Raw genomic sequence first — 26,840 nt, 5'->3', positions numbered from 1 at the left:
CCACACAATTCAGATAGGCTCCAGGCGATTACATGGACAGAGCGCCGCGCATTTCATTCACGTCACTCGGCTGCCCCAAGGCCTTGGTGGATTCCGAGCGCATCATCACGCGCCTGCGCGCGGAGGGCTACGAGCTCGCCCGCAAGCATGACGGGGCGGACATCGTCATCGTCAACACCTGCGGCTTCCTCGACAGTGCCAAGCAGGAATCGCTCTCGGCGATCGGCGAGGCCATGGCCGAGAACGGCAAGGTGATCGTAACAGGTTGCATGGGCGCGGAACCGGAAGCGATCGAGCAGGCCTATCCGGGCGTGCTCTCCATCACCGGCCCGCAGCAATATGAGAGCGTGCTCGACGCCGTGCATCGTGCACTGCCGCCGGCGCACAATCCGCATCTCGACCTGGTGCCGCCGCAGGGCATCAAGCTGACCCCGCGCCACTACGCCTATCTGAAGATTTCCGAGGGCTGCAACAACCGCTGCACCTTCTGCATCATTCCGAAGCTGCGCGGCGACCTCGTCTCGCGTCCCGCCGATGACGTGCTGCGCGAGGCCGAGCGCCTCGTCGGCGCCGGCGTCAAAGAGCTCCTGGTGATCTCGCAGGACACTTCAGCCTACGGCGTCGATCTCAAATATGCCGAGAGCCCGTGGAAGAACCGCCAGGTCCGCGCAAAATTCCTCGACCTCGCGCGCGAGCTCGGCGAGTTGGGAGCCTGGATCCGGCTGCAATATGTCTACCCCTACCCGCATGTCGACGAGGTCATTGCGCTGATGACCGAGGGCAAGGTGCTGCCCTATCTGGACATCCCGTTCCAGCATGCGAGCCCCGAGGTGCTGAAGGCGATGAAGCGTCCGGCGGCGCAGGACAAGACGCTGGCGCGGATCAAGCGCTGGCGCGAGGAATGTCCCGATCTCGCCTTGCGCTCGACATTCATCGTCGGCTTCCCCGGCGAGACCGATGCCGACTTTGCCTATCTGCTCGACTGGCTCGAGGAGGCCGAGATCGATCGGCTCGGCTGCTTCAAATACGAGCCGGTCGCCGGCGCCACCTCGAACGCGATCGAGAACCCCGTCCCTGAAGAGGTCAAGCAGGAGCGCTACAACGCGCTGATGGCCCGGCAGCAGAAGATCTCGGCGCGGCGGCTGAAGCGCAAGGTCGGCACGCGGCAGCAGGTCATCATCGACGAGGTCGGCCCAACCGTGGCGAAGGGCCGCTCCAAGGCCGATGCGCCGGAGATCGACGGCGCGGTCTATCTCTCCAGCCGCCGCCCCTTGCGTGTCGGCGAGATCGTCACCGCCAAGATCGAGCGCGCCGACGCATACGATCTGCACGGCAGCGTCGCCGGGTTCTGACCGCATTCCGTCATTGCGAGCGTAGCGAAGCAATCCAGAATCCCTCCGCGGGAACAGTCTGGATTGCTTCGCTACGCTCGCAATGACGTGTGGAGACAATCACGCCAGCCATTTCGGCACCCAGCGCTCCGGCCTTGGTGCGCGGGCGAGATCGGCTTTCGCCTCGGAGAGCAATGCCGGCTCGCCGTCGATGGTCGGGCGCGCATCGTATTCGAAGCTCGGCATGACGCGGCCGTCGGCGTAGAGGCCGAACCTCATCGCATGCCATAACCCGAGCTCAGGCTGAGCCTTCCACATCTGTTCGCGCAGCTCGCGCAGCAGGGATTCGATCGAAGCGGCTTCCTCGAACGGCTGCGGCCCGCGCGTCAGCACGCGCGCTTGGTATTGCTTGCCGACGATCGCGACCTCGAAACGCGTCTTATCCCAGGCATTCTTGCCCTTGGGCAGATGGGCGGCCAGCCGCCAGCCGAGTTCGGCCATCATGCGATGGTTCGCCCAATAGTCCTCACGGTCCCGGCTCCATTTTTCCATGAAGCCGCGGAAATCAGGCAGCTCCGGGGGCCCGTCGTCACACGCCGCCTTGTCGCCAACGGGCTGGCCAGCGAGCCATTGCGCAAGTTCGACGGTCTGAGGCTCGACGTCGTCAAGCGGCTTCAGATCGCTCCAGGCCCTGTCGAATTGCTGCGACGTCAGCCTCGTCAGCAGCGCATCGAGGCTCGGCGCCAGCAGCTCGTAATCACCCTCGGAGCCCAGACCGACGATCGGCGGATTGTCTCGATCAAGACCCGCGCCATACCAGCCGCCGACGGCCGAGCCGTCAGGCAGGCGCATGAACAGCGAGAACCTGTCGCGCAAGGGACTGCCGTCGACGATCGGCGCGGAGTCCGAGAATTGGCCCTGCAGCGAGAAGCAGCCGACGCTGCCCCACGGGCGCCCTTTCAGCCAGGCCGCAAAGTCGACCAGCAGCGGCGGCGCCTCGATGCCGGGCGGAAACGCACCGCGGACGCTGTCGAGATCGATCGGATAGGGCGTATCGGACAAGGCTTTGCGCTATCTGGTTGGTCCCGCCTTCTTGGTCTGGGCGGTGGTGCATTCGGTTCGAACCAAGTCGCGTCCTTCGATCACAAACACGCTAGAGGCGCAATGGTTTCGACGCGGAAACAATGAAACACGATGAAACGTCAGGGATTCTCCTCAAGCTGTCCGCAATCGGCCTGACGATGACCCTGCTCGCGTTTCCGGCCCCCGCCAACGCGCGATCACCATCCGCCGCGCAGGCCCGCCAGTGGTGCTTCGCAAACGACGGCGGAGGCAGCGACGACCAGCGCTTCGCCGGCTGCTCGGCCCTGCTCAAGGCCAATCCCGACGATGTGCACGCGCTCGCCAATCGCGGCGAAATGTTTCGGCGACGTGGCGAGCCCGAGCGTGCCGTGGCGGACTTCAGCCGTGCCATCGAGCTCGGTGCCAGGGATCCCGACCTCCTGTACAATCGCGGCATCGCCTATGACGATCTCGGCGAGGCCGATCGCGCCATTGCCGACTACGCGCGCGCCATTCGGCTGAACGCCCGCGACCCGCTCTATTTCAACAACCGCGGCAACTCCTACATTCACAAGAAAGCGTACGAGCTCGCGATGGCCGACTACGATCGGGCCATCAAGCTCGATCCGAAATTCGCGCTCGCCTATTTCAATCGCGGCACCGCCTTCAGCAACCACGGCGACGATGCGCGCGCACTTGCGGACTTTAATCTGTCGATCAAGTTCGACCCGAACTACGGGCCGGCCTACGGCAACCGTGCCCGCATTTATCGCGACCGCGGCGACCGCCCCCGAGCGCTGGCCGATTTCGCCAGATCAGTCGATCTCAGTCCGAACAACGACCGCGACTATTATGCGCGCGCGAACATGTATTTTGATACGCACGATTATGCGCTGGCGCTCGACGATTACGACCGCTCCATCAGAGCGAATGCGAACCGCGCGGACGTGTTCAATTCGCGCTGCTTCACCCGCGCGATCGTCGGCCGCCTGCAGGAGGCGCTGGCCGATTGCGAGCAGTCGCTCAAGATGACTCCCAACGAGGCCTACACGCTGGACAGCCGCGCCCTCGCCCATCTCAAGCTGGGCAACCTCGACGCGGCGATCGCCGATTACGATGCCGCGCTGAGCATCAAGCCGGGGCTCGACGGCTCGCTCTACGGCCGCGGACTGGCGAAGTGCAAGAAGGGTGACAGCGAAGGCGCCGAGCGCGACATCGCGGCCGCAAAGGCGATCAACGCCGGCATCGCCGATGTGTTCTCGCACTATGGCGTGGAGTAAGCGTCACGTTAGGAATGTGACACTATAATGCATTCACGCAGCGGTCACGGACTCGGCCTAACTCTGCCCGCGCTGTCCGGAATTCGCCGCTCAAGCTGCTGCGCGTCGGGCTGATGACACGGATTGGGGCGACGAAGAAGCCGAGGAAGCCGCGCACCCGACCTGACCGATGCACGCTCGGCGAGCATCTTGCGAAATGCCTGCTTGACAAGTCCTGCCATTCGGCTGTACGGACGCGCCCCATGATCAACGCTCGGACCAACCAGCGCACCGAAATGCTCCGCCGTCGCTCGCGCGACGACGAGAGGGTGCGCCATGTCCGAGGACGCCGCTGAACCACTGAATTCAGCCAGTTTTTCGAGAAAGGCCGCACCCGCAAGGTGCGGCCTTTCTGCTTTTTGCGCCCTTTTTCCACCCCGCCTCCAGAGGAGTACGACATGACCACGCATCCGTATGACGCGCTGATGGACATCACCGCACGGCCGAAGACCGTGTTCGTCCGCGGCGCCGGCTCCTACCTCTGGGACGACAGCCGCAAGCGCTATCTCGACTTCGTGCAGGGCTGGGCCGTGAACTGCCTCGGCCATTCCCCGCCCGCGATCGCCGACGCGCTCGCAGCTCAAGCCAGGCGGCTGCTGACGCCGAGCCCGGCCTTCTACAACGAGCCGAGCCTGAAGCTGGCGCAGGCGCTGGTCGAGAACAGCGCCTTCGATCAGGTGTTCTTTGCCAATTCGGGCGCGGAAGCCAATGAGGGGGCGATCAAGCTCGCGCGCAAATATGGCAGCCTGCACAAAGGCGGCGCGTTCGAGATCATCAGCTTCGAAGGCGGCTTCCACGGCCGGACGCTGGCGACGATGTCGGCCTCGGGCAAGAAGGCGTTCGAGCCGCTGTTCGAGCCGAAGGTCGCGGGCTTCAAGAAGGCCAAGCTCAACGACATCGGCTCGGTGGAAAGGCTGATCAACGCCAACACCGTCGCCGTGATGCTCGAGCCGATCCAGGGTGAATCCGGCGTGTGGCCTGCGACCGATCAGTTCCTGCAGCAGCTGCGCGCGCTGACCGAGGCGCATGGCCTCTTGCTCATCTTCGACGAGATCCAGACCGGCATCGGCCGGACCGGAAAGCTCTTCCATTACGAGCACACCGGCATTGCGCCCGACATCATGACGCTCGGCAAGGGCATCGGCGGCGGCGTGCCGCTCGCCGCCCTGCTCGCGACCGAACGCGCCTCCTGTTTCGAGCACGGCGATCAGGGCGGCACGTTCAACGGCAACCCGATCATGTGCGCGGCGGGCCTTGCGGTGCTCGAGGAGGTCAAGAAGCCCGACTTCCTGAAGGCAGTCACCGAGACCGGCCTCCTGCTCGAAAGCGAGCTGCAGAAGGTCTCGGCCCGGCATGGCCTCGGCAGCGTACGCGGACGCGGCCTGTTGCTCGCGCTCGATCTCAAGCTGCCGATCGCACCCGGCATCGTCGCGCAGGCGTTCGAAGCCGGCGTGCTGCTGAACGCGCCGCAAGTCGACAGCTTGCGCTTCATGCCGGCGCTGAACGTCACAAAGGAAGAGATCGCCGAGATGATCGAATGTCTCGACGGCATCCTAACCAAGGCCGGCGCGGCGAGACGCGTCGCGTAGTGCCGTAGGGTGGGCAAAGCGAAGCGTGCCCACCTTTTTTCACCGCAATGAAGTGGTGGGCACGGCGCTCCGCGCCTTTGCCCACCCTACGAAACCGCCGATGCCGAAAGAGTTACGGCTTCAAGATCGAAGCCCCCGTCGTCTTGCGGCTTTCGAGATCGATATGTGCCTTGGCGGCGTCCTTCAGCGCGTAGGCGTGGTTGATCGGCACGTGCAGCTTGCCGTTGATGACCGCGGCGAACAGGGTGTCGGCGCCTTCGAGCAGTTCCTTGCGCGTGCCGACATAATCGTTGAGCTTCGGTCGCGTCGCGAACAGCGAGCCGTGATTGTTGAGCTCGGCAATCGCGAATGGCGGCACGGGGCCCGAAGCATTGCCGAACGAGACGAACATGCCGCGCGGCTTCAGGCAGGACAGCGAGCCCGGGAACGTCGCCTTGCCGACGCCGTCATAGACGACGTCGCAGCCCTCGTTGCGGCTGATCTGCTTCACGCGCGCAACGAAATCCTCCTCGTTGTAGAGGATGACGTGATCGCAGCCATTGGCCTCCGCAAGCTCGGCCTTCTCGCGCGAGCCGACGGTGCCGATGACATGCGCGCCAAGCGCCCTCGCCCATTGGCAGGCGAGCAGGCCGATGCCGCCGGCGGCGGCGTGGACCAGAACGCGATGATGCGGCTCGACCTTGAAGGTCTTGTGCAGCAGATACCAGACCGTCAGCCCCTTCAACATCAGCACGGCGCCCTGCTCGTAGGTGATGTGATCGGGCAGCTTGACCAGCTTCTCCCAGGGGATGTTGCGCTCGCCGGTATAGGCGCCGAGATTGTGGTAATACGCAACGCGATCGCCGGGGTGAAAATTCGTGACGCCTGGCCCGACCGCTGTGACCTCGCCCGAGGCCTCATTGCCGGCGATGAAGGGAAGCCCCGGCGCCTTGTAGAGGCCGGTGCGGTAATAGACGTCGATGAAGTTGAGGCCGACCGCGTGCTGGCGGATGCGCACCTCGCCGGGCCCGGGCGCCGGCACGTCGACGCTCTCATAGACCAGGGCTTCGGGGCCTCCGACCTTGTGCACACGGATGGCTTTCGTCATCACCTGACCTCCTCTTCTTGCGGCTGAGCGAAAGCCATCGCGCCCGCCTTGTCAACTCGACGCCGACTGGAACGACCCAACGCGACTACTTGGCGGCTTTCCGGCGGTTGCGCCTCGCCAGCACGTTGAAGAACTCCACCGCCGCCGAGAACGCTATTGCGAAATAGATGTAGCCGCGCGGAATGTGGAAGTGGAATCCGTCCGCAACCAGCGCGACGCCGATCAGCACCAGGAAGGCCAGTGCAAGCATCTTGGTGGTCGGATGCTCCGCGACGAATCGCGCCACCGGGCCCGCCGAAACGTACATGACCGCGCATGCGATCACGACCGCCGCGATCATGATCTTGATGTCCTCGGCCATGCCGATCGCGGTGATGATCGAGTCCAGCGAGAACACGATGTCGATGATCACGATCTGGACGATCACCCAGAAGAAGGCGCTGCCTGTGGAGTCCTTCTCGCTCGCGTCGTGATCGGATTCGACCTCGCCGTGAATCTCATGTGTGGCCTTGGCGATCAGGAAGAGGCCGCCGCCGATCAAGATGAGGTCGCGCCAGGAAAAAGCATAGCCCTGGATCGAGAGCACCGGAGCGGTCAGGCCGATCAGCCAGACCAGGAGACTGAGCAAGATGAGGCGAAAGACCAGTGCCAGCGCAAGCCCGATCTGGCGAGCGCGCTGCGCCGGTTTCTCGGGAAGACGCGAGACGAGCACCGAGATGAAGATGACGTTGTCGATGCCGAGCACGATCTCGAGCGCCGTCAAGGTGAGCAGCGCGGCCCAGGCTTCCGGGCTGGTCAGCAGCTCCATCACGCCGATAATCTCGCCAGGGATTTCGCCAACCGGATCAAGGCATCGCTGAAGCTGATCCAGAGCGCGATGGCGCAGAGCACGATGGTCACCCCGGTGCCGACGCGAAAATCCATTTGCAGTGTGTAGAAGGCGAGCACCGCCCAAATCGCGATCAGCGACATCGTCAACCAGCGCAGCCGCACGACCCTGACAGGGTGCAGCACATGGAACGGCACGAACGTCAGCACGACCAGCGCGGCGACCAGCAGCGTCGCCCACAGCGGCGGCCAATGCAGCAGGAACAGATAGAACGCGGCCGCGTTCCACAGCGCCGGGAAGCCGCGGAAATGATTGTCGTCGGCCTTCATGCGCTGGTCGGCGAAGTACAGTGCACTGGTGACGATGATGGCGATGCCGAGCAAGGGAGCCGCGACCGGCAGCAGCATGCCGCTCGCGACGATCGCATAGGCCGGCACGAAGACATAGGTGCAGAAGTCGACCACGAGATCGAGCACGTCGCCCGACCAGTTCGGCTGCACGTTCTTGACGTCGAGTCGGCGCGCGATCGGCCCATCGATCGCGTCGATGATCAGGGCGACGCCCAGCCATTGAAACATCGCCGCCCAGTGCTCGCGCACGGCCTCCAGCATCGCCAGGAGCGCGAGCGCCGCGCCGAACGCGGTGAAGATGTGCACCGAGAAGGCTGCGGCGCGGATCGCCGGTCTCGGCTTCAGGGAATCCTGCTGCGTATCCATGGCTTCTGCTATCAGAATGCGACCGGTTTGCACATCCGCCATTGCGGCGCACGATCGCAAAATTCGCCATAAAATCAGGGAAATATAGGTGGGCTTGAATTTGCCGCCCGGCGTGTCAAATGTCGTTCCATGATAGACGCATCGACACTCCATGACGCGGCCGTGATTGGCGGCGGACCTGCCGGCCTTGCCGCGGCGATCGCCCTGGCGCAGGCGGGTGCCCGGACCGCACTGGTGGCGCGCCGCGTTCCCTATGCCGACAATCGCACCACCGCATTGCTCGGCGCCTCCATCGATCTATTGGAAGGCCTCGACGTCTGGTCGCGCTGCAGAGACAAGGCGGCTGCGCTGGAAGTCATGCGCCTCGTCGACGACACCGGCCGGCTGTTTCGTGCGCCGGAGGTGCGCTTCTCCTGTCACGAAATCGGCCTCGATGCGTTCGGCTATAACATCGACAATCGCTCGCTGATGCTGGCGCTGGAAGCGCGCGCGGCCGAGCTGCCCAATCTCGTCCGCTTCGACGACGAGGCCGAAAGCGTCGTCATCGAAGCCGTCGACGTCGCGCTGCGCACGGCGTCCGGACAGTTTCTCTCGGCCCGCCTGGTGGTGGGCGCCGACGGCCGGCACTCGCTGTGCCGCGAGGCTGCTGGCATCGAGGTGACGCGGCGCGAGTTGAACCAGACCGCGTTGACCTTCAACGTCAGCCATGCCCGGCCGCATCGCAACGTCTCGACCGAGTTCCACACGCCGCACGGGCCTTGCGTGTTCGTGCCCCTGCCCGGCGACCGCTCCAGCATCGTCTGGGTCGCAGCGCCTGCGCAGGCTGAACGGCTGCGCGGCTTGAGCGACGAGGAGCTGTCGGGGGCGATCGAGAAGCAGTCGCATTCGATCCTGGGCCGGATGAATGTGGAGCCTGGGCGCAACCTGTTCCCGCTCGCGATCGAGCGGCCGAAATGCTTCGGCCGCGACCGTATCGCGCTGGTCGGCGAAGCCGCCCATGTGGTGCCGCCGATCGGCGCCCAGGGCCTGAATCTCGGCCTGCGCGATGCCGCCGACATTGCCCGGCTCGCGGGCGAGGCCATCGCCGCGGGACAGGATCCGGGCGCGGACGATGTGCTCAAGCGTTATGACCGCGCCCGCCGGCCGGACATCTTGAGCCGCACCTTTGCGATCGACATCGCCAACCGCTCTTTGCTCAACGACTTCCTGCCGCTCCAGCCCGTCCGCGCCGTCGGCATGCACCTCCTCGGCGCCATCGGCCCGCTCCGGCGCTTCGCCATGCGCGAAGGCCTGACGCCGACCTGGCGGCGGTAGCCTTATAGCCTTTAGGTTGAACAGACATGCCGCGGGCTCGGTGCAACCTCTCCCGCTTGCGGGGGAGGTCGGCGCGAAGCGCCGGGTGGAGGCTCTCTCCGCGACGGGATTTTTTCTGCACTCTCGACAATCCCGACGCGGAGAGAGCCCTCTCCCCGACCCTCTCCCGCAAGCGGGAGAGGGAGCGCACCGGCCCCGCGGAAGAGATCAAGCCAATCTCATCACCTTCAAGGAAACGCCAACCTTCCCGTCTGGATCGCCCACATCACGCTGGTCAGCGTGACCACGGAGGCGAAGGTGCCAAGCAGCACTGCGACGGAGGCGGACTCGATCCAGGCATCGTTCTGCCGGGCGATGACGAACACGTTGAGTGCCGGCGGCAGCGCGGCCATCAGCACGGCGGTGGCGGCCCAGGGCTGCGCGAACGGGCCGAACGCCAGCATCAGGGCGAACGCCGCGAGCGGATGGATCAGCAGCTTGACCGCGATCACGCCCGGCACCTCCCACGGCACCCGATCGAACGGGCGGAGCGCCACGGTGACGCCGAGCACGAACAGCGCGGTCGGCGCGGCCGCGTTCTGCAGGAAGGTGATGGTGCGGTCGAGGGCGACCGGCAGCTCGATATGCAGCGCCGCCACCGCCGCGCCGAAGCAAGCCGACATGATCAGCGGATTGAGCACGATCTGCTTCAGCACGACGCCGAAAGCGTGGACGAGCGAGGGATGGTCGCGGTCGGAAAGCTCGATCAAGAGCGGCACGATCGTGAACAGGAAGATGCTGTCGCAGCAGAAGATCAGCGCGGTCGGCGCAGCCGCCTTCGGCCCCAGCACCGCGAGCGCAAGGCCAGGGCCCATATAGCCGATATTGCCATAGCCGCCGGAGAGGCCCGCGAGCGTCGCCTCGCGCAGCGTCAGCCGTCCGAGCAGCTTGCCGACCACGAGCGCTAGCGTGAACGCCGCGACCGTCGACAGCGTCGTCGCCACCAGGAACGGCGGGTTATTCAATTCCGAAAACGGCGTCTTCGACATGATCGCGAACAGCAGCGCCGGCAGCGACACGTAGAGCAGGAAGAAGTTCATCCAGGCGAGCCCCGATTCCGGGATGGACTTGACCTTGCCGCAGGCAAAACCGACGAAGATCAAGCCGAAATAAGGCAGCGCCAGATTGAGGATATCGACCATTGCTGAAGTTTTTTCTGAAGGCTTGGGGGCTATCCGCCCCGGAGACGAAGGTTAATTCCAGCTGAGGGCACTAGCATCGGCCACAATCCTGGTCTATCGACGGGGGATGATTAAAGCGCGGACCGCCAAATTCCAGATCGGACAGGTCGTTCGCCACCGGATCTTCTCGTTCCGGGGGGTGATTTTCGACATCGATCCAGAATTCAACAACACCGAGGAATGGTGGTTATCGATTCCCGAGGAAGTGCGACCCCACAAGGACCAGCCGTTCTATCACCTGCTCGCGGAGAACGCGGAATCCGAATACGTCGCCTATGTCTCGGAGCAGAACCTATTGCCGGACGATTCCGGCGAGCCGGTCCGGCATTCCCAGGTCGCCGAGATCTTTATCAAGGACAAGGCCGGCGGCTATCGCCCGCGCAATCCCTCGCTGAACTAAAGCTTCAGAAACCGGGCCGGCGCCTCGGCTTCACCTCTCCCTTCGGGAGAGGTGAACGGAGCCCGATAGTCGGCACCGCGTCCGTTGAGAATTGCGCACCATCGAGCGGCAAGCAAAAAGGCGCTCGAACCGAGCGCCTTTTTCACGTCCGGGATTTGCTCCCGATTACTTCTGACCGGTCGGAGCCGCGCCGGGCGCGCCACCACCCTGCTGCTCGAGCTTCTTGCGTTGCTCTTCGGCCTTCTTCTGCAGCTCTTCCTGCAGCTTCTTCTGGGTCTCCTCGAACACCTTCGGATCGGTCGGCGGACCGTCATAGGCCTTCTGGAATTCGCCGGTGAGCGGCAGCGGCAGGGTCAGCGGCGCGCCGTTGGCATTGATCGCCTGGACAACGAGATTCTGGCCCTTCTTCATGTTGTTGATGAGCTCGGGCGTGGCCTCGTAGTCAGACATGCAGCCGTTCTGGAAGCAGATCACATAGGGCTGCTGCAGCGGCGCGTTGCTGTCGACGATGATGCGGGTGCCGTGCACGAGCTGCATGCCGAGCGGCAGCGTCACGCGCAGGATCTTCTTCGGTTCGCCTTCCGGCTCGATGATCACGGCCGCGATGACCGGCTGGCCCGATTCGATGCGGCCGTCCTTGCCGGTGAAGCAGACCTGCTTGGCATTGGCGTCCTGGCCCTTGAGGCAGAACTTGGTCCAGGGCGCATAGATCAGCTGGATCTGCTGGTCGGCGGGCTGGGCTCCGCCCTGCTGCGGGGCGCCTTGCGCCGGAGCCTGCTGGGCCTGCGGGGATGCTGCGGGCGCCGGAGCCTTGGGAGCTGCCTTGGGAGCAGCCGCCTTCGGAGCCGGGGCCGGGGAGGCCTTGGGCGCGGCGGGGGCGCCTGGGGCCGGCGCAGGGGTCTGAGCCTCGGCGGCAAACGGAACGGCCAACGCCGTCGCCGTCAACAGGGCGAGAAGTCGCCCGCGCGGCCGGACGGACGCGGCCAAGTAACGGAAATTCATTGCGGAAAACCCTTTCTGAACGGGAAGTGCCCGAACCGCTCCGAAGCGCCGAACCTGGCCGCCTTGGGCGCGGCTCTCTCCCCGTCAATTGAGGCGGATAAGTGACGGGCTCGACGCTCTTGCGCGATTGGGTGCCTTCTTAACGTGGCCGACGAAAAGATCAATGCCGACAAGCGTCTTTGGCCGGTCTGGTGCGAAAGCCCCATCAAATTCCCTGTGATAAGATTCGCCCGACGGTCCTCGAATCACCTTGTGCCGATGTTCATGTTCCAGCGCCTCTTCGAGGGCCCCGGCCTCGGCCTCCGCCTCTATACGCTTGCCCTTGCGCTTGCCGGGATGCTGTCGGCGGGCACCGCCGCGGCCGAGGAGGCCCATGCGATCGCCATGCACGGCAAGCCGGCGATGCCCGCCGGCTTCAGCCACATGCCCTACGCCGACCCCGATGCCCCCAAGGGCGGTCGCCTGACCTGGGGCATTCTCGGCACCTTCGACAGCCTCAATCCCTTCATCGTGAGGGGATTGGCGGTGCAGCCGGTCCGCAACTACGTGGTCGAGAGCCTGCTGGCGCGCGGACAGGACGAGCCGTTCACGCTTTACGGCCTGCTCGCCAGGACCGTCGAAACCAATGACGAACGAAGCTTCGTCACCTTCCACCTCGATCCCCGCGCTCGCTTCTCCGACGGCAAGCAGGTCACGGCCGAGGACGTGCTGTTCTCCTGGCAGCTGCTGCGCGACCACGGCCGCCCCAATCACCGGCAGTACTACGGCAAGGTCGCCAAGGCCGAAGCGCCCGATCCCCTCACCGTCCGATTCGACCTGACAGGCGCCAACGACCGCGAGCTGCCGCTGATTCTCGGCCTGATGCCGATCCTGCCGAAGCACGCCATCGACGTCGCGACCTTCGAGGAGACGACGCTGACCGCGCCGATTGGCTCAGGCCCCTATCGCGTCACCGCGGTGAAGCCCGGCGCCAGCGTGACGCTTGCGCGCAATCCCGATTATTGGGGCCGCGACCTCGCCATCAATCGCGGGCTCTACAATTTCGACGAGATCCGGCTCGACTATTTTCGCGAGGCCAACGGGCAGTTCGAGGCGTTCAAGCGCGGCCTCTACGATTTCCGCGTCGAGCACGAGCCGCTGCGCTGGCACGACGGCTATGACTTTCCGGCAGCCAAAAGCGGCGAGGTGATCCGCGACACCGTCAAGCCCGGCCTGCCGCAGCCGTCCGAATTCCTGGTGTTCAACACCCGCCGTCCTGTCTTCGCCGACATCCGCGTGCGGCAGGCTCTGACGCTGCTTTTCGACTTCGAGCTGGTCAACCGCAGCTATTTCTTCGCCCTCTATTCGCGCGTGGCCGGCTATTTCGCCGGCTCGGAGCTGTCGGCCTATGGCAGGCCTGCGGATGCGCGCGAGCGTGAGCTGCTCAAGCCGTTCGCCGCAAAGATTCCGCCCGACATCCTGGACGGCAGCTACCGCCTGCCGGTCACCGACGGATCAGGCCGCGACCGCACCACGCTGCGCGCGGCGCTGAAGCTGCTGTCGGAGGCCGGCTACGATCTCGACGGCACCGTGCTGCGCAATCGCGCGACCAAGAGCCCCTTCACCTTCGAGATCATGGTCACGACGCGCGACCAGGAGCGCATCGCGCTCGCCTTCCAGCGCGACCTCAGACGCGCCGGCATTGAGGCCAGCGTGCGCTCGGTCGATCCCGTGCAATTCGACCAGCGCCGGCTCGCCTACGAGTTCGACATGATCCAGAACCGCTGGGACCAATCGCTGTCGCCCGGCAACGAGCAATATTTCTATTGGGGCAGCGCGGCCGCGGACAATCCGGGCACTCGCAACTACATGGGCGCCAGGGATCCCGCCGTCGATGCCATGATCGCCGCCCTGCTCGAGGCCCGTGAACATACGGATTTCGTTTCGGCGGTGCGCGCGCTCGACCGCGCCCTGATCGCGGGCTTCTACACAATCCCGCTGTTTAACGTATCGGAGCAATGGATCGCGCGCTGGAATCGGATAGAACGGCCCAAGACCACCTCGCTCTCGGGCTATTTGCCGGAGACCTGGTGGTCGAAGGGGCAGCCGCAAGCTCATCAAGCGAAGTGACGCCGTGAACCAGCCAGCAATATCGCCGACGCTCGACACACTGTTTCAGCGCACGCTGATGCGGCAGCCCCACGCGACCGCCCTGCTCGATCCGCTCAACAAGACACGCATCACCGGGCACCATCCGCGGCGGATGACCTACACCGAGGCCGATACCGCCATCGAGGCGCTGTCGGCGCATTTCGTCGAATCGGGCCTGCCGGCCAATTCCGTGATCGCGATCCAGTTGCCGAACACTGTCGAGTTCGTGCTGACCGTGCTCGCCGCCCATCGCGCCGGCCTCGTCGTCGCCGTGCTGCCGCTGCTCTGGCGCCATGCGGAACTGACCGCCGCGCTCAACCGCACCGCCGCGCGCGCCATCGTTACCATGAGCACGGTCGACGGCGTCAGCTATGCCGATCTGGCCATGCACGCCGCGGCCGAGGCGTTCTCGATCCGGCACGTCTACGGCTTCGGAAGCGACCTGCCCGAAGGCATGGCTTCGCTCGACGACGTCCTGGCACGCCCGCCCGGCACCACGCGCGCCGTGATCCAGGACGGCCGCAAGGCGGCCATGATCTCCTTCGACGTCACGGCGGAGGGCTTCCGCCCGGTGCCGCGGCCGCATTTCAGCCTGATCGCGGGCGGCCTTGCGATGTCGCTCGAAGCCGACATCAAGCAGGGCGCGACCGTGATGGCGGCGTTCACGCCGATGTCGTTCGCAGGGCTCGCCTCCTCGCTCGCGGTGTGGCTGCTCTCGGGCGGCACGCTGGCGCTGCATCATCCGTTCGAGAACGATGTGCTGGAGCAGCAGATCAACGAGCACGAATGCGAGGTGCTGATCGCGCCGGCGCAGCTCGCGCTGCGGCTCGGCGATGCCGACCTCGCGGCGCGGATGCCCACCTTGCGCAACGTCATCGGCCTGTGGCGCGCGCCCGAGCAGGTCGCGGCGAGCGATGCCTGGATCGCGCCGCATGCGCCGCTGACCGACGTCTATCTGTTCGGCGAGGCCGGATTGTTCGGCGCCCGCCGCGGCGAGGACGGCATGCCGGTGCCTGTCATGCCCGGGCCGCACGGCGCTCCGCGCGAGCAGTCCGGCTCCTCCATCGCCGGCGAGATCCTGCTGACGCCGAAGGGCACGCTCGGCCTGCGCGGTGCGATGGTGCCGATCGCGGCCTACGCCCCGCCGCAGCCGGTCGGCGAGACGCTGACGGCGCAGCCACCGCGTGACTATGTCGACACCGGCTATGCCGCGCGGCTCGATCGCCCGAGCGGCGCGATCTGCATCACCGCGCCGCCCTCCGGCATCATGGCGGTCGGCGGCTATCGCTTCCTCTCCAACGATTTGCAGGAATGGGCGCGCCGGCTCGGCCAGGGCGCCCTGCTCACGGCGCTGCCCGACCGCCTCTCCGGTCACCGGCTCGCCGGGCGAGCCCAGGACAATGCCCGCGCCCGCGAGGCGCTCAGCGAGCTCGGGCTTAACCCCCTGATGGTCGAGGCTTTTCGCGACCGCTCCGGGCCGGTCTAGGCGCGGTTTCAGCGCCTGCGTTGACGCAGCATTAAGGCGGCCAAACTAGATTGCGGCGGCAAATTGTTGCGCGATCAGAGTTTTTACATGTCCCAGGCGGGCCCGATCCTGTTTGTGTCCGATGCCGAACGCCCCGCCTTCGTGGCGGCGCTGGACGAGGCCCGGCTCTTTCCCGTCGTCGACACCGACTGGACCAGCGCGCCGCGCGCGGTCGAAGAGGTGCAGCCGGCCGCGGTTCTCGCTGCGGTCCATGCCGGGCACGAGCCGCATGTGACGCGGCTCGCAAAGACGATCGCCGCTCAATCGCTTTACCTGCCCTTCGTGGCCCTGGATGCGGCGGGCACGCTGCCGCACAACGCCCTGCCCTTCTCCTCGCGCGGCGGCAGTCCCGACCGGCTGATCGCGCGGCTCCGGGCGGCGCTGCGCGTGCGGACATTGCACGCAACGGTTCTGCGCCGGCTGCCCGAAGTGAAAATCGCGCTGCCGCAGGGCGATCCCGCACGCGATGCCACCGTGCTCCTGATCGGCCGCGGCGCGGCTTACCCTGCGCTCTCCGTCGCGTTCGGCGAACGCGTCGGCGTGGTCGGTGCGCTCTCGATCGAGGCTGCCGCAAAACACCTCAATACCCGCGACCTCGACGGCGTCGTGCTCGCCGAAGGTTTTACCGCGCGCGTGACCGATGCGTTTCTGACCGTGCTCGCCGAGGACACCCGCTTCCGCAGCCTGCCCGTGGTCGTCACCGCCCACCACCTCACCCAGAGCTACGACCTGCCCAATCTCGAGCTGATCACCGGCGAGCCGCCGAGGATCGCGGCCAACGCGCTGCCCTTGATCCGCCAGCACGCCATGGAAGCGCAGCTGAGCCGCACGCTACGCTCGATCGATGCCGGCGGCTGGCTCGATCCACGCAGCGGCCTGCTCACGGTGGAAGCCTTCGCCCGCGATTTCGCCAAGGCTGTCGAGCAGACGCTGGCCCGCGGCGGCGGCCTCTCGGTCGCGCGCTTCGCCTTCGATCCCAACAATCCTCGCGCCCAGCTCGACGCCGCCCGCATCCTCAGCCGCCTGATGCGGCAGATGGATTTTGGCGCCGCGCAGAAGGACGGCTCGGTCATCGTCGTGTTCGCCGAGACCGACTTCCGCACCGCGCATATGATCGCGCGCCGCCTGTCGGCGGTGATGCGGCACACCTCCAACGGCAAGCACGAGATGCGCAGCGATCCCGTCGTCAGCGTGGACTCGCTGTCGCCGTCGGACACGGCAAGGTCCTTGCTGGCGCGGCTGTCGGCGGACGCATCGAGGGCGGCGTCGTAGTTTTTCGCGAGCTGCAGCAACGAGCACCGTCATTGCGAGCGCAGCGAAGGAATCCAGATTCTCTGCGCGGAGAGACTCTGGATTGCTTCGTCGCAAGGGCTCCTCGCAATGACGTGGTGAGAGCCGGGCCTACGCCGCCTTCTTGCTCTCTGCGAGCTGCGCCAGCTGCCGCATGATCTCCGTCGTGCCCGCGAGCCGCTCTTCCGGCGTCTCCCAATCCTGCAGGAACACCACCTTCATATCGGGGCGCACCTTGGCAGCCTGGCCGTAGCTGCGGATGAAGGTCACGAGGCGTTCCGGATAGGCGAAGGAATTGTCGCGGAAGACGATGACGGCGCCCTTTGGACCCGCGTCGATCTTCTCGACATTGGCCCTGCGGCAGAACGCCTTGATCGCGGCGACCTTGAACAGATAGCGCACCTCGTCCGGCAGCACGCCGAAGCGGTCGCGCATCTCGGCGCCGAAATTCTCGATCTCCGCCTCGGTGTCGAGATCGGCCAGGCGCCGGTACAGCGACAGCCGCACCGAGAGGTCGCTGACATAGTCCTCCGGAATCAGCACGGGCATGCCGATGGTGATCTGCGGCGACCAGCGATCGGCGGCGGGCTCTGAGACGCCGGCCTTGAGGTTGACGATCGCCTCCTCCAGCATCGACTGATAGAGCTCGAAGCCGACCTCCTTGATGTGGCCGGACTGCTCCTCGCCGAGCAAATTGCCGGCGCCGCGGATGTCGAGGTCGTGGGACGCCAGCTGGAAGCCGGCGCCCAGCGTCTCCAGCGACTGCAGCACGGTGAGCCGGCGCTCGGCCTGCGCCGTGATCTTCTGCTGCGCCGGCAGCGTGAACAGCGCATAGGCCCGCAGCTTGGAGCGGCCGACGCGGCCGCGCAGCTGGTAGAGCTGGGCAAGGCCGAACATGTCGGCGCGGTGGACGATCAGCGTGTTGGCGTTGGGGATGTCGAGGCCGGACTCGACGATCGTGGTCGACAACAGAACGTCGAACTTGCCGTCGTAGAACGCGGTCATGATGTCCTCGATCACGGCCGGCGGCATCTGGCCATGCGCGACCGCGACCTTCATCTCGGGCACGTTCTTGTCGAGGAAGTCCTTGACCTCGGCGAGGTCGTCGATGCGCGGCACGACGTAGAACGCCTGGCCGCCGCGATAGCGCTCGCGCAAGAGCGCCTCGCGGATCATCAGGGGATCGTGCGGGGCGACGAAGGTGCGCACCGCGAGGCGATCGACCGGTGGTGAAGCGATGATCGAGAGCTCGCGGACGCCGGTCAGTGCCAATTGGAGCGTGCGCGGGATCGGGGTTGCCGACAGCGTCAGCACGTGCACCTCGGCGCGCAGCGCCTTCAGCCGCTCCTTGTGGCTGACGCCGAAATGCTGCTCCTCGTCGACGATAAGCAGGCCAAGGTCGCGGAACTTGATGGTCTTGCCGAGCAGCGCATGGGTGCCGACGACGATGTCGACCGAGCCGTCGGCGATACCCTTCTTGACCTCGTTGAGCTGCTTGGTCGGGATCAGGCGCGAGGCCTGTGCGACATTGACAGGAAAGCCTTTGAAGCGCTCGCTGAAGGTCCGGTAGTGCTGGCGCGCCAGCAGCGTGGTCGGCACCACGACCGCGACCTGCTTGCCGTCGAGCGCGACGGCAAAGGCGGCGCGGAGCGCCACCTCGGTCTTGCCGAAGCCGACGTCGCCGCAGATCAGGCGATCCATCGGGCGGCCCTTTTCGAGATCCTTCAGAGTGGACTCGATCGCGCCCAGCTGGTCCTCGGTCTCGTCATAGGGGAAACGTGCGCAGAACTCGTCATAGACGCCCTGCTGCACCGGCAGCTTCGGGGCCTCGTGCAGCATGCGCTCGGCCGCGATCTTGATCAGCTCGCCCGCGATCTCGCGGATGCGGTTCTTCAGTTTTGCTTTTCGGGTCTGCCAGCCCGAGCCACCGAGGCGGTCGAGCTCGACCGTGGTTTGATCAGAGCCGTAACGCGACAGCAGCTCGATGTTCTCGACCGGCAGGAACAGCTTGGTCTCGGCGGCATAATGCAGCTCGAGACAGTCATGCGGCGCGCCGGCGACGTCCAGCGTCTGCAGGCCGATGAATCGGCCGATGCCGTGATCGACGTGGACGACGATGTCGCCGGCGGTGAGGCTCGTCACCTCCGAGATGAAATTGTCGAGCTTGCGACTGGCCTTGCGCGGCCGCACCAGGCGGTCGCCGAGGATATCCTGCTCGCTGATGACGGCGATCTCGTCGGTCTCGAACCCGCTCTCGAGGCCGAGCACCGCGAGCATGGTCTCGTTGCGCGGCGTCGCCTGCACCGTCCGCCAGGAATTGACGCTGGTGGTGTGGGCGAGCTTGTGGTCTCGCAGCATCGAGGTCATGCGGTCGCGCGAGCCCTCCGTCCACAGCGCGATCACGACCTTCTTGCGCTGCGCCTGCAAGGCCATCACATGCGCGACGACGGATTCGAATACGTTGACCTTGCTGTCGTTGCGCTCCGGCGCGAAATCGCGGCCCTTGCGCGCACCTGCATCGACGACGCCGGTGCCGTCGGTCGGCACCGAGAACGGCGTCAGCCGCGCCAGCGGGATATCGCCGAGGCGCTTGGCCCATTCCTCCTCGGTCAGATACAGCCGGTCGGGCGGCAGCGGCTTGTAGATCGCGCCGCCGCCGGGATGCTCCATCGCCTCGCGCCTGGCCTCGTAATAGTCGAGGATCTGCTTGAATCGCTCGCGCACGGCGTCCTCGGCCTGCGGCTCGATCGCGATCGCAGCGCCTTGCAGATAATCGAACAGCGTGTCCATCCGGTCCTGGAACAGCGGCAGCCAGTGCTCCATGCCGGGATGGCGGCGGCCCTCGCTGACCGCTTCGTACAGCGCATCGTCGCGCTCGGGCGCGCCGAACTCGGCGACATAGCCCATGCGGAATCTGCGGATGGTGTCGGTGACGAGCTGGAACTCGGAGACCGGCACGAGGTCGAGCGAACGCATGTCGAGCAGCGTGCGCTGGGTCTCGGCGTCGAAGGAGCGGATTGATTCCAGGCTGTCGCCGAAGAAGTCGAAGCGCACCGGCTGCTCGAGGCCGGCCGGAAACAAATCCAAAATGCCGCCGCGCACCGCGTATTCGCCGGGCTCGCGCACGGTGGAGGAGCGGTTGTAGCCGTTGTGCTCGAGCCAGGCGACAACGGTGTCCATCGGCACGACGTTGCCCGGCGCGACCGACAGCGCCTGCGCCGCGACCAGCTCGCGCGCAGGCACGCGCTGCACCACCGCGTTCACCGTCGTCAGCACGATCAGCGGCTTGTCGCTGCCGGTGAGCGAGGCCAGCCGCGCCAGCGTGGTCAGGCGCTGGGCGAGAACGCCGCCATGCGGCGAGACGCGGTCATAGGGTTGGCAATCCCAGGCCGGAAAGGCCAGCACCGGCAGATCGGGCGCGAAGAACCGCAATCCGCGCTCGAGCGACTGCATGCGCCCGCCGTCGCGGCAGACGACCGCAAGGCTGACCGCCGGCTTCTTCGGCCGCCCCGCGATGGCACGGGCGAGATCGGAGACGATAAGGCCTTCGGCACCTTCCGCGACATTGGCGAGCGTCAGCGCGCGGCCGGGCGCGAGCAGCTCGGCCGGAGATTTCATTCCCTGCTTCATGCGTTGCCGTCCGCGATCGGAAACGCCTTGATGCGGGCAAACAGCGCGCCGGCGACGTCGGCCGGCAGCACCTTGTCGCCCGTGATGGCGGCATAGAGATCGGGATCGTTGACCTCGAGCAAGGTTTCGAGCTGGCTCAGCTCGTCATCGGACAGATTGCCGATCTCGGCATCCGCGAAGCGGCCGAGGATCAGGTCCATCTCGCGCGTGCCGCGGTGCCAGCAGCGGAACAGAAGCCGCTTGCGGCGCTCATCCAGCCCGCTGCTCGATCGTGTCGTTCCCGTCATGTCTCAGATCCAGTCAAACGCAGAAAGCCCGGACGTGCCGGGCGGGGGTGATATAGCCACTCGAAGAGGCCATGTCAGCCCTTTGTTGTTGCAATTGTTTATGCTCGTCATTGCCGGGCTTGACCCGGCAATCCATCCTCTTGAATAGATGGATGCGCGGGTCGAGCCCGCGCATGACGATTGCTGCACAAATGCGCCCCAGCCTGCTCAATCCGCTGTTTGCTCCCGTGACCAGCCTGTCCGGCGTCGGTCCGAAGCAGGACAAGCTGCTGCAGTACCTGCTCAGCCGGAGCGAGACGCCGCGGCTGGTCGATCTGCTGCTTCATCTGCCGAGCCAGGTGATCGACCGCCGGGCCCGACCGAAGATCCGCGACGCGGCCGTTGGAACCATGGTGACGCTGGAGGTCACCGTCGATCGCCACCGGCCGCCGCCGCCGCGCAATTCGCGCGCGCCGTACCTGGTCTACGCCAGCGACGACACCGGCGACGTGGTGCTGACCTTCTTCCGCGCCAAGCCGGGCTATGTCGAGAAGCTGCTGCCGGTCGGTGAGAAGCGCTACGTCTCCGGCACGCTGCAGATGTATGACGGCATCCCGCAGATCGTGCATCCCGATCGCGTGCTCGACGAGGAGGCGATCGCAAAGCTCTCCGGGATCGACCCCGTCTACCCGCTGACGGAAGGCCTCGCGCTCGGCTCGCTCCGCCGCGCGATCGCGCAGGCGCTGCAAAAGCTTCCCGCACTGCCGGAATGGATCAGCCCGGAGGTGCTGCGCCGCTGCGACTTCCCGCCGATTACGGAAGCGCTCAACCGCGTGCATCAGCCGGTCGAGCTGACCGACATCCTGCCCGACCGTCCCTTCTGGTCGCGCCTCGCTTTCGACGAGCTGTTGGCCGGCCAGCTCGCGCTTGCCCTGATCCGCGCGCAGCTGCGCCGCCCCGCCGGCGTGCGCAATGCCGGCGACGGACATCTGCGCAACAAGATCATCGACGCCCTGCCTTACGCGCTGACGCCGTCGCAGCGCAACGCTGCGGCGGCGATTGCCGAAGACCTCAAGCAGCCGCTGCGCATGCTGCGCCTGCTGCAGGGTGACGTCGGCTCAGGCAAGACCGTGGTGGCGCTGCTCGCGGCCGCCGCGGTTGCAGAGGTCGGCAAGCAGGCGGCGCTGATGGCCCCGACCGAGATCCTGGCGCGCCAGCACATCAAGACCATCGCGCCGCTCGCCGAGCGCGCGGGATTGCGGGTCGCGATCCTCACCGGCCGCGAGAAGGGCAAGGAGCGGCGCGAGATCATCACTGAGCTCGCCGAGGGCGGGATCGACCTGCTCGTCGGCACCCATGCGCTGATCCAGGACGATGTCGTGTTCAGGGATCTCGCGCTCGCCATCGTCGACGAGCAGCACCGTTTCGGCGTGCGCGAGCGCCTCGCGCTGACGTCCAAGGGCGAGGCTGTCGACGTGCTGGTGCTGAGCGCGACCCCGATCCCCCGCACGCTGGTGCTGACCTATTTCGGCGACATGGACATCTCCGAGCTGCGCGAAAAGCCGGCCGGCCGCCGGCCGATCGATACCCGCGCCGTGCCGATGAGCCGCATCGGCGAGGTCATGGAAGGCGTCGGCCGTGCGGTCGAAGCCGGCAAGCTGGTCTACTGGATCTGCCCCCTGGTCGAGGAGTCCGAGGCTGAGGGCACCGAGCATCTCACCAACGCCACCAAGCGTTTCGAGACCCTGCAAAAGCGCTTCGGCGATCGCGTCGGACTCGTCCACGGCCAGATGAAGGGCACCGAGAAGGACCGCGTTATGGCCCAGTTCGCCGCGCACGACATCGGCCTGCTGGTCGCGACCACCGTGGTCGAGGTCGGCGTCGACGTTCCGGCCGCCACCATCATGGTGATCGAGAACGCCGAGCGTTTCGGTCTTGCCCAGCTCCACCAGCTCCGCGGCCGCATCGGGCGCGGCTCCGAAGCATCGACCTGCATCCTGCTCTATGGCGAGCCGCTCGGCGAGATGTCGAAGGCGCGGCTGAAAGTGATCCGCGAGACCACCGACGGCTTCCGCATCGCCGAGGAAGATTTGAAGCTGCGCGGCGAAGGCGACGTGCTGGGCGTGCGCCAGAGCGGCCTGCCCGGCTACCGCATCGCGCGCCCGGAGGTGCATGGCCAGTTGATCGCCCAGGCAAGAGACGAGGCGCTGCGAATCCTTAAAGAGGATCCGAAGCTCAAAGGCGAGCGCGGTGAGGCGCTGCGGTGCCTGCTGTATCTCTATGAACGAGACGAAGCGATTCCGCTGATCGGAGCGGGTTAACTTTGAGGCAGTGCCGCAAGGTTCGTGACAGACGCAAAGGCACCGGATCCTCCACGTCATTGCGAGCGCAGCGAAGCAATCCAGACTGCCTCCGCTGAAAGATTCTGGATTGCTTCGCTGCGCTCGCAATGACGTGTTGAGGGAGCGAGAATGCGCGCGATCAGGCCTTCTTCCGCGCGATGCTCGCCGCGAATGCCTTCATCAGCTCCGCATCCACAGCCTCCCCCTTCGCATCCTCCGCCAGATGCTCGAACCACCTCGCAAAGCCCTCGTAGATCTGGCTGGCCGGATGATCGGGCCCGAGGAATCCTGAAATCTCCCGCATCTCGGCGACCCAGCGATAGGCCTTCGGAATCATGTCGGGCAGCGCTATCTCGAGCCGCGCCAGGATGGCGGGTTGGCTCAGCGCGAGCTCGTCGCGGAGCGCATCGACTGCGCCCGCCCTCGTGGCTGCGATCACCATCGCCGAGCCGATGCCGGCGAGGCCCTTGACGATGCCGGCATAGGACATTTTCAACGCGGACGCCGCGCCGACCGGGCCTTGGACGATCCGCACGTCGAGGCCGAGATCCCCAAGCACGGCAACGTCCTTGGCGTGCTCGCCCGACATGTAGAAGGCCGGGCTCTTGCCACCTGGCTGCGGCGGAAAGCCGATGATGCCGGCATCGACGAACGGCGCCTGCACCGAGCCGATGATCTCCTCGATTCTTTGCACGGTATCGACATTGACGGCATTGCAATCGACCACGACCGGCTTGTTCTCGCGCCTGACGATCAGCGCGGCCAGCCGTTCGGCCAGCGCGACGGCCTCGCCCGGCGGCACGATCGAGAGGATGATGTCGGCGTCCGCGATCGCGTCGTCCTCGGCGCCGACCATGCCGGCGTCCGCCGCACGTTTGCGCGTCGCCTCGCTCCGCCCCTGCAGCGACGTCAGCACGCGCGCACCGTTCTCGCTGAGGCGGCGGGCCACGGCGCTGCCCATCGCACCGGGCGCGAGGATCGCAATGGTTTTGGACATCGTGCACTCCAGGTCGAATTCCGAGCGGCAGGTTCGGTCGACCTGAGCCTAGCAGAGGACGAATGCGCCCGCGTGAACGCGACCATCCCGCAACGGAATGGCCCTACTCCGCCTTCGCAGGCTCGGGCCGGAGCGTGGAGGCATTGGCGATCCGCGCAGCATTCGCCATGCCCGCAAGCGCGGCCGCCTTCTTCGGATCGGGCGACGAGCCCGGCTGCACCACGCCGGCCGACATGATCAGCGTCGCGGCGTCCTCGGCGGTGAGATCGACCTCGATGATCTTGCTCTTGGGGACATAGAAGAAAAAGCCGGTTGTCGGATTCGGCGAGCACGGCAGGAACACCGACACGTGCTCCTCCTGCCCCGGCAGGCTGCGCGAGATGTCCTCGTTCGGCGATTGCGAGATCAGCACGATCGACCACATGCCCGGCGAAGGAAACTCGACCAGGCCAACTCTCCGGAAGCTCGAGCCCTTGCCCGAGAACAGCGTCTCGAACACCTGCTTCAGGCCGCGATAGATCGCGCGCACCGCCGGGATCCGGCCGAGAAAGGTCTCGCCGACATCGACCAGCGTGCGGCCGATCAGATTGGCCGCGAGGAAGCCGACCAGCGTCAGCGTGAAGAATGCGACAATCAGTCCCCAGCCGGGAATGACGTAGGGAAGATAGGTTTCCGGCCGGTAGGCCAGCGGCACAAACGGCCGCACCACGCCGTCGACCCAGGTGACGAACCACCAGACCAGATAGAGGGTGATAGCGATCGGCCCCGTCACCACGAGGCCAGTCAGGAAATAATTGCGGAAACGGCCCATCAGACCGGTATGCGGTTCCGGAACGGGATCAAGAGGCGCAGGCGCGTCGTCGCGGGGGGTCATTCGGGTTCCAGGTCGGTCGCTACCACAAGCTAGAGTCTTCTAGCAGGTTTTGGAAGAGAGCGGCCGATCGATATCCAGATTGCCTATTCCACGGTCACCGATTTCGCGAGATTGCGCGGCTGGTCGACGTCGGTCCCCATCACGACGGCCGTGTGATAGGCGAGCAGCTGCACCGGGACGGCATAGACCATCGGCGTGAAGGCTGCTGCCATATCGGGCATGACGATGGTGACGAGGGACTCGACCGTCGCCTCCGCCGCGCCCATGGCATCGGTCATCAGGATGATGTTGCCGCCGCGCGCGGCGACCTCCTGCATGTTGGAAACCGTCTTCTCGAACACGCGATCATGTGGGGCGATGACGACGACCGGCATGGTCTCGTCGATCAGCGCGATCGGGCCGTGCTTGAGCTCGCCGGCGGCATAGCCCTCGGCGTGGATGTAGGAGATCTCCTTCAGCTTGAGCGCGCCTTCGAGCGCCAGCGGGAAGCTGGTGCCGCGGCCGAGATAGAGCACGTCGCGCGACTTGGCGATCCGGTGCGCCAGCTTCTCGATCTGGAGCTCGCTCGTGAGCGCATCGGCCATCAGGCGCGGAACCTCGACGAGCCCGTGGACCAGCTTGGTCTCGTCGTCGTCCGACAATTCGCCGCGCGCCTTGCCGGCCGCGATCGCAAGGTTTGCCAGCACCATGAGCTGGCACGTGAACGCCTTGGTCGAGGCGACGCCGATCTCCGGTCCCGCCAGCGTCTGCAGCACCGTCTCGCTCTCGCGCGCGATCGTCGAGGTCGGCACGTTGACGACCGCGATCGTGTGCACGCCCTCGGCCTTGGCATAGCGCAGCGCCGCCAGCGTGTCGGCGGTCTCGCCCGACTGCGAGATGAAGATGGCGAGGTCGCCCTTGCGCAAGGGGGCCTCGCGGTAGCGGAATTCGGAGGCGACGTCGACCTCGACCGGCAGGCGCGCAAAGCGCTCGAACCAGTATTTGGCGACGAACCCGGCATAGCTCGCTGTGCCGCAAGCGGTGATGTTGATGCGCTGGATGTTCTTGAAATCGAACGGCAGCTTGACCGGCAGCGCGACGCGCTCGGTCGCCATGTCGACGTAGCGCGCCAGCGTGTGGCCGACCACCTCCGGCTGCTCGTGGATCTCCTTGGCCATGAAGTGACGGTAATTGGCCTTGTCGACCAGCGAGGTCGAGGCGGCGTGCCTGATCTTGTCGCGCTGGACGGCATGGCCGTCCTTGTCGAAGATCGCGGCGCTCTTGCGGGTCAGCACCACCCAGTCGCCGTCCTCGAGATAGCTGATCGTGTCGGTGAACGGGCCGAGCGCGATGGCGTCCGAGCCGAGATACATCTCGCCGTCGCCGTAGCCGATCGCCAGCGGCGGGCCGTTGCGGGCACCGATCATGAGGTCGTTGTCGCCGGCGAAGATGAAGCCGAGCGCGAAGGCGCCGCGCAGGCGCGCCAGCGTCAGCTTCACCGCTTCCACTGGCTTATTGCCGCGCGTGAGCAAATCGTCGACGAGATGCAGCACAATCTCGGTGTCGGTCTCGGTGTGGAACACCGTGCCCTTCTTTTCGAGCTCCTCGCGCAGCTCGCGGAAATTCTCGATGATGCCGTTATGGACCACGGCGACGCGCTCGGTCGCGTGCGGGTGGGCGTTGTTGACGGTCGGCTTGCCGTGGGTGGCCCAGCGGGTGTGACCGATGCCGGTGGTGCCCTTGAGCGGCTCGGCCTCGAGCCGCTTCTCCAGATTCTTCAGCTTGCCCTCGGCGCGGCGGCGCTCCAGGTGCTTGCCTTCGAGCGTGGCAACGCCCGCGGAATCGTAGCCGCGATATTCGAGACGTTTGAGCGAATCCACCAATTGCTCTGCAACCGGCGCGCGCCCGAGAATGCCGACAATCCCGCACATGCGGATC

Annotated in this window: 20 protein-coding genes; 9 read left to right on the top strand and 11 right to left on the bottom strand. The window is 65.9% G+C overall.

Going from position 1 to position 26,840, the window contains the following annotated elements; genetic code table 11:
* The first annotated feature begins 32 nt into the window (after window positions 1–32).
* The gene (rimO, locus tag ACM43_RS02760; RefSeq protein WP_271537977.1) at window positions 33–1,352 is read left to right on the top strand and encodes a 30S ribosomal protein S12 methylthiotransferase RimO; all 1,320 of its coding nucleotides are present in this window, start codon (window positions 33–35) and stop codon (window positions 1,350–1,352) included.
* 99 nt (window positions 1,353–1,451) lie between these two features.
* Here the strand turns inward: rimO and ACM43_RS02755 are convergent, their stop codons facing one another.
* Window positions 1,452–2,393, bottom strand: a complete 942-nt coding sequence (locus tag ACM43_RS02755; protein ID WP_271537976.1) for a hypothetical protein — start codon at window positions 2,391–2,393, stop codon at window positions 1,452–1,454.
* A gap of 122 nt (window positions 2,394–2,515) precedes the next feature.
* Between ACM43_RS02755 and ACM43_RS02750 the strand changes: the two genes are divergently transcribed.
* Window positions 2,516–3,673: a tetratricopeptide repeat protein gene (locus ACM43_RS02750; RefSeq protein WP_271537975.1), complete on the top strand. Its 1,158-nt coding sequence runs from the start codon at window positions 2,516–2,518 to the stop codon at window positions 3,671–3,673.
* Window positions 3,674–4,110: 437 nt separating this feature from the next.
* Window positions 4,111–5,301 (top strand): acetylornithine transaminase, encoded by a 1,191-nt coding sequence (locus ACM43_RS02745; protein WP_271537974.1) that lies wholly within the window; start codon window positions 4,111–4,113, stop codon window positions 5,299–5,301.
* Between the two features lie 112 nt (window positions 5,302–5,413).
* Here the strand turns inward: ACM43_RS02745 and ACM43_RS02740 are convergent, their stop codons facing one another.
* The 3 genes from ACM43_RS02740 to pcsA form a co-directional block, all read right to left on the bottom strand.
* On the bottom strand, window positions 5,414–6,388 hold the full coding sequence (locus tag ACM43_RS02740; RefSeq protein ID WP_157287579.1) for a quinone oxidoreductase family protein: 975 nt from the start codon (window positions 6,386–6,388) through the stop codon (window positions 5,414–5,416).
* Window positions 6,389–6,473: 85 nt separating this feature from the next.
* Window positions 6,474–7,199 carry a TerC family protein gene (locus tag ACM43_RS02735; RefSeq protein ID WP_036012482.1) on the bottom strand — a complete coding sequence of 242 codons (726 nt, stop codon included), beginning with the start codon at window positions 7,197–7,199 and terminating at the stop codon, window positions 6,474–6,476.
* Window positions 7,196–7,975, bottom strand: coding sequence for a phosphatidylcholine synthase (gene pcsA, locus ACM43_RS02730; RefSeq protein WP_404541028.1), 780 nt, complete (start codon window positions 7,973–7,975; stop codon window positions 7,196–7,198). The genes ACM43_RS02735 and pcsA overlap by 4 nt, the downstream gene beginning before the upstream one ends.
* 87 nt (window positions 7,976–8,062) lie before the next feature.
* Here pcsA and ACM43_RS02725 point away from each other — a divergent pair, with 87 nt between their 5' ends.
* The gene (locus tag ACM43_RS02725; protein WP_271537972.1) at window positions 8,063–9,247 is read left to right on the top strand and encodes a UbiH/UbiF family hydroxylase; all 1,185 of its coding nucleotides are present in this window, start codon (window positions 8,063–8,065) and stop codon (window positions 9,245–9,247) included.
* A 227-nt stretch (window positions 9,248–9,474) separates the two neighbouring features.
* Here ACM43_RS02725 and ACM43_RS02720 read toward each other — a convergent pair whose 3' ends face one another.
* Window positions 9,475–10,428 carry an AEC family transporter gene (locus tag ACM43_RS02720; RefSeq protein ID WP_157288139.1) on the bottom strand — a complete coding sequence of 318 codons (954 nt, stop codon included), beginning with the start codon at window positions 10,426–10,428 and terminating at the stop codon, window positions 9,475–9,477.
* 106 nt (window positions 10,429–10,534) lie between these two features.
* Between ACM43_RS02720 and hspQ the strand changes: the two genes are divergently transcribed.
* Window positions 10,535–10,867, top strand: coding sequence for a heat shock protein HspQ (hspQ, locus tag ACM43_RS02715; protein WP_008564941.1), 333 nt, complete (start codon window positions 10,535–10,537; stop codon window positions 10,865–10,867).
* A gap of 165 nt (window positions 10,868–11,032) precedes the next feature.
* Here the strand turns inward: hspQ and ACM43_RS02710 are convergent, their stop codons facing one another.
* Window positions 11,033–11,869 carry an invasion associated locus B family protein gene (locus ACM43_RS02710; protein ID WP_271537971.1) on the bottom strand — a complete coding sequence of 279 codons (837 nt, stop codon included), beginning with the start codon at window positions 11,867–11,869 and terminating at the stop codon, window positions 11,033–11,035.
* Between the two features lie 258 nt (window positions 11,870–12,127).
* Between ACM43_RS02710 and ACM43_RS02705 the strand changes: the two genes are divergently transcribed.
* From ACM43_RS02705 to ACM43_RS02695, 3 genes are all read left to right on the top strand, one after another.
* The gene (locus tag ACM43_RS02705) at window positions 12,128–13,978 is read left to right on the top strand and encodes an extracellular solute-binding protein (RefSeq protein WP_271537991.1); all 1,851 of its coding nucleotides are present in this window, start codon (window positions 12,128–12,130) and stop codon (window positions 13,976–13,978) included.
* A 4-nt stretch (window positions 13,979–13,982) separates the two neighbouring features.
* Window positions 13,983–15,485, top strand: a complete 1,503-nt coding sequence (locus tag ACM43_RS02700; protein WP_271537970.1) for a class I adenylate-forming enzyme family protein — start codon at window positions 13,983–13,985, stop codon at window positions 15,483–15,485.
* An 87-nt stretch (window positions 15,486–15,572) separates the two neighbouring features.
* Window positions 15,573–16,796, top strand: a complete 1,224-nt coding sequence (locus ACM43_RS02695) for a GGDEF domain-containing protein (protein ID WP_271537969.1) — start codon at window positions 15,573–15,575, stop codon at window positions 16,794–16,796.
* A 129-nt stretch (window positions 16,797–16,925) separates the two neighbouring features.
* Here the strand turns inward: ACM43_RS02695 and mfd are convergent, their stop codons facing one another.
* Together mfd and ACM43_RS02685 are read right to left on the bottom strand one after the other, a co-directional pair.
* Window positions 16,926–20,444, bottom strand: coding sequence for a transcription-repair coupling factor (gene mfd, locus ACM43_RS02690; protein WP_271537968.1), 3,519 nt, complete (start codon window positions 20,442–20,444; stop codon window positions 16,926–16,928).
* Window positions 20,441–20,731 carry an FAD assembly factor SdhE gene (locus ACM43_RS02685; RefSeq protein ID WP_271537967.1) on the bottom strand — a complete coding sequence of 97 codons (291 nt, stop codon included), beginning with the start codon at window positions 20,729–20,731 and terminating at the stop codon, window positions 20,441–20,443. Before ACM43_RS02685 ends, mfd begins: the two co-directional genes overlap by 4 nt.
* 191 nt (window positions 20,732–20,922) lie before the next feature.
* Between ACM43_RS02685 and recG the strand changes: the two genes are divergently transcribed.
* Window positions 20,923–23,031 carry an ATP-dependent DNA helicase RecG gene (recG, locus tag ACM43_RS02680; RefSeq protein ID WP_271537990.1) on the top strand — a complete coding sequence of 703 codons (2,109 nt, stop codon included), beginning with the start codon at window positions 20,923–20,925 and terminating at the stop codon, window positions 23,029–23,031.
* Between the two features lie 160 nt (window positions 23,032–23,191).
* Here recG and ACM43_RS02675 read toward each other — a convergent pair whose 3' ends face one another.
* From ACM43_RS02675 to glmS, 3 genes are all read right to left on the bottom strand, one after another.
* The gene (locus tag ACM43_RS02675; RefSeq protein ID WP_271537966.1) at window positions 23,192–24,049 is read right to left on the bottom strand and encodes an NAD(P)-dependent oxidoreductase; all 858 of its coding nucleotides are present in this window, start codon (window positions 24,047–24,049) and stop codon (window positions 23,192–23,194) included.
* A 103-nt stretch (window positions 24,050–24,152) separates the two neighbouring features.
* Window positions 24,153–24,923, bottom strand: coding sequence for a DUF502 domain-containing protein (locus ACM43_RS02670; protein WP_157286027.1), 771 nt, complete (start codon window positions 24,921–24,923; stop codon window positions 24,153–24,155).
* A gap of 83 nt (window positions 24,924–25,006) precedes the next feature.
* Complete coding sequence (gene glmS / locus ACM43_RS02665; RefSeq protein WP_271537965.1) at window positions 25,007–26,833, bottom strand: glutamine--fructose-6-phosphate transaminase (isomerizing); 1,827 nt, start codon at window positions 26,831–26,833, stop codon at window positions 25,007–25,009.
* Window positions 26,834–26,840: the final 7 nt, after the last annotated feature.

This window comes from Bradyrhizobium sp. CCBAU 45321 (genome assembly GCF_028128975.1).
In the GTDB taxonomy this organism is placed as follows: domain Bacteria; phylum Pseudomonadota; class Alphaproteobacteria; order Rhizobiales; family Xanthobacteraceae; genus Bradyrhizobium; species Bradyrhizobium yuanmingense.
This window is presented reverse-complemented; position numbering and strand designations above follow the sequence as displayed.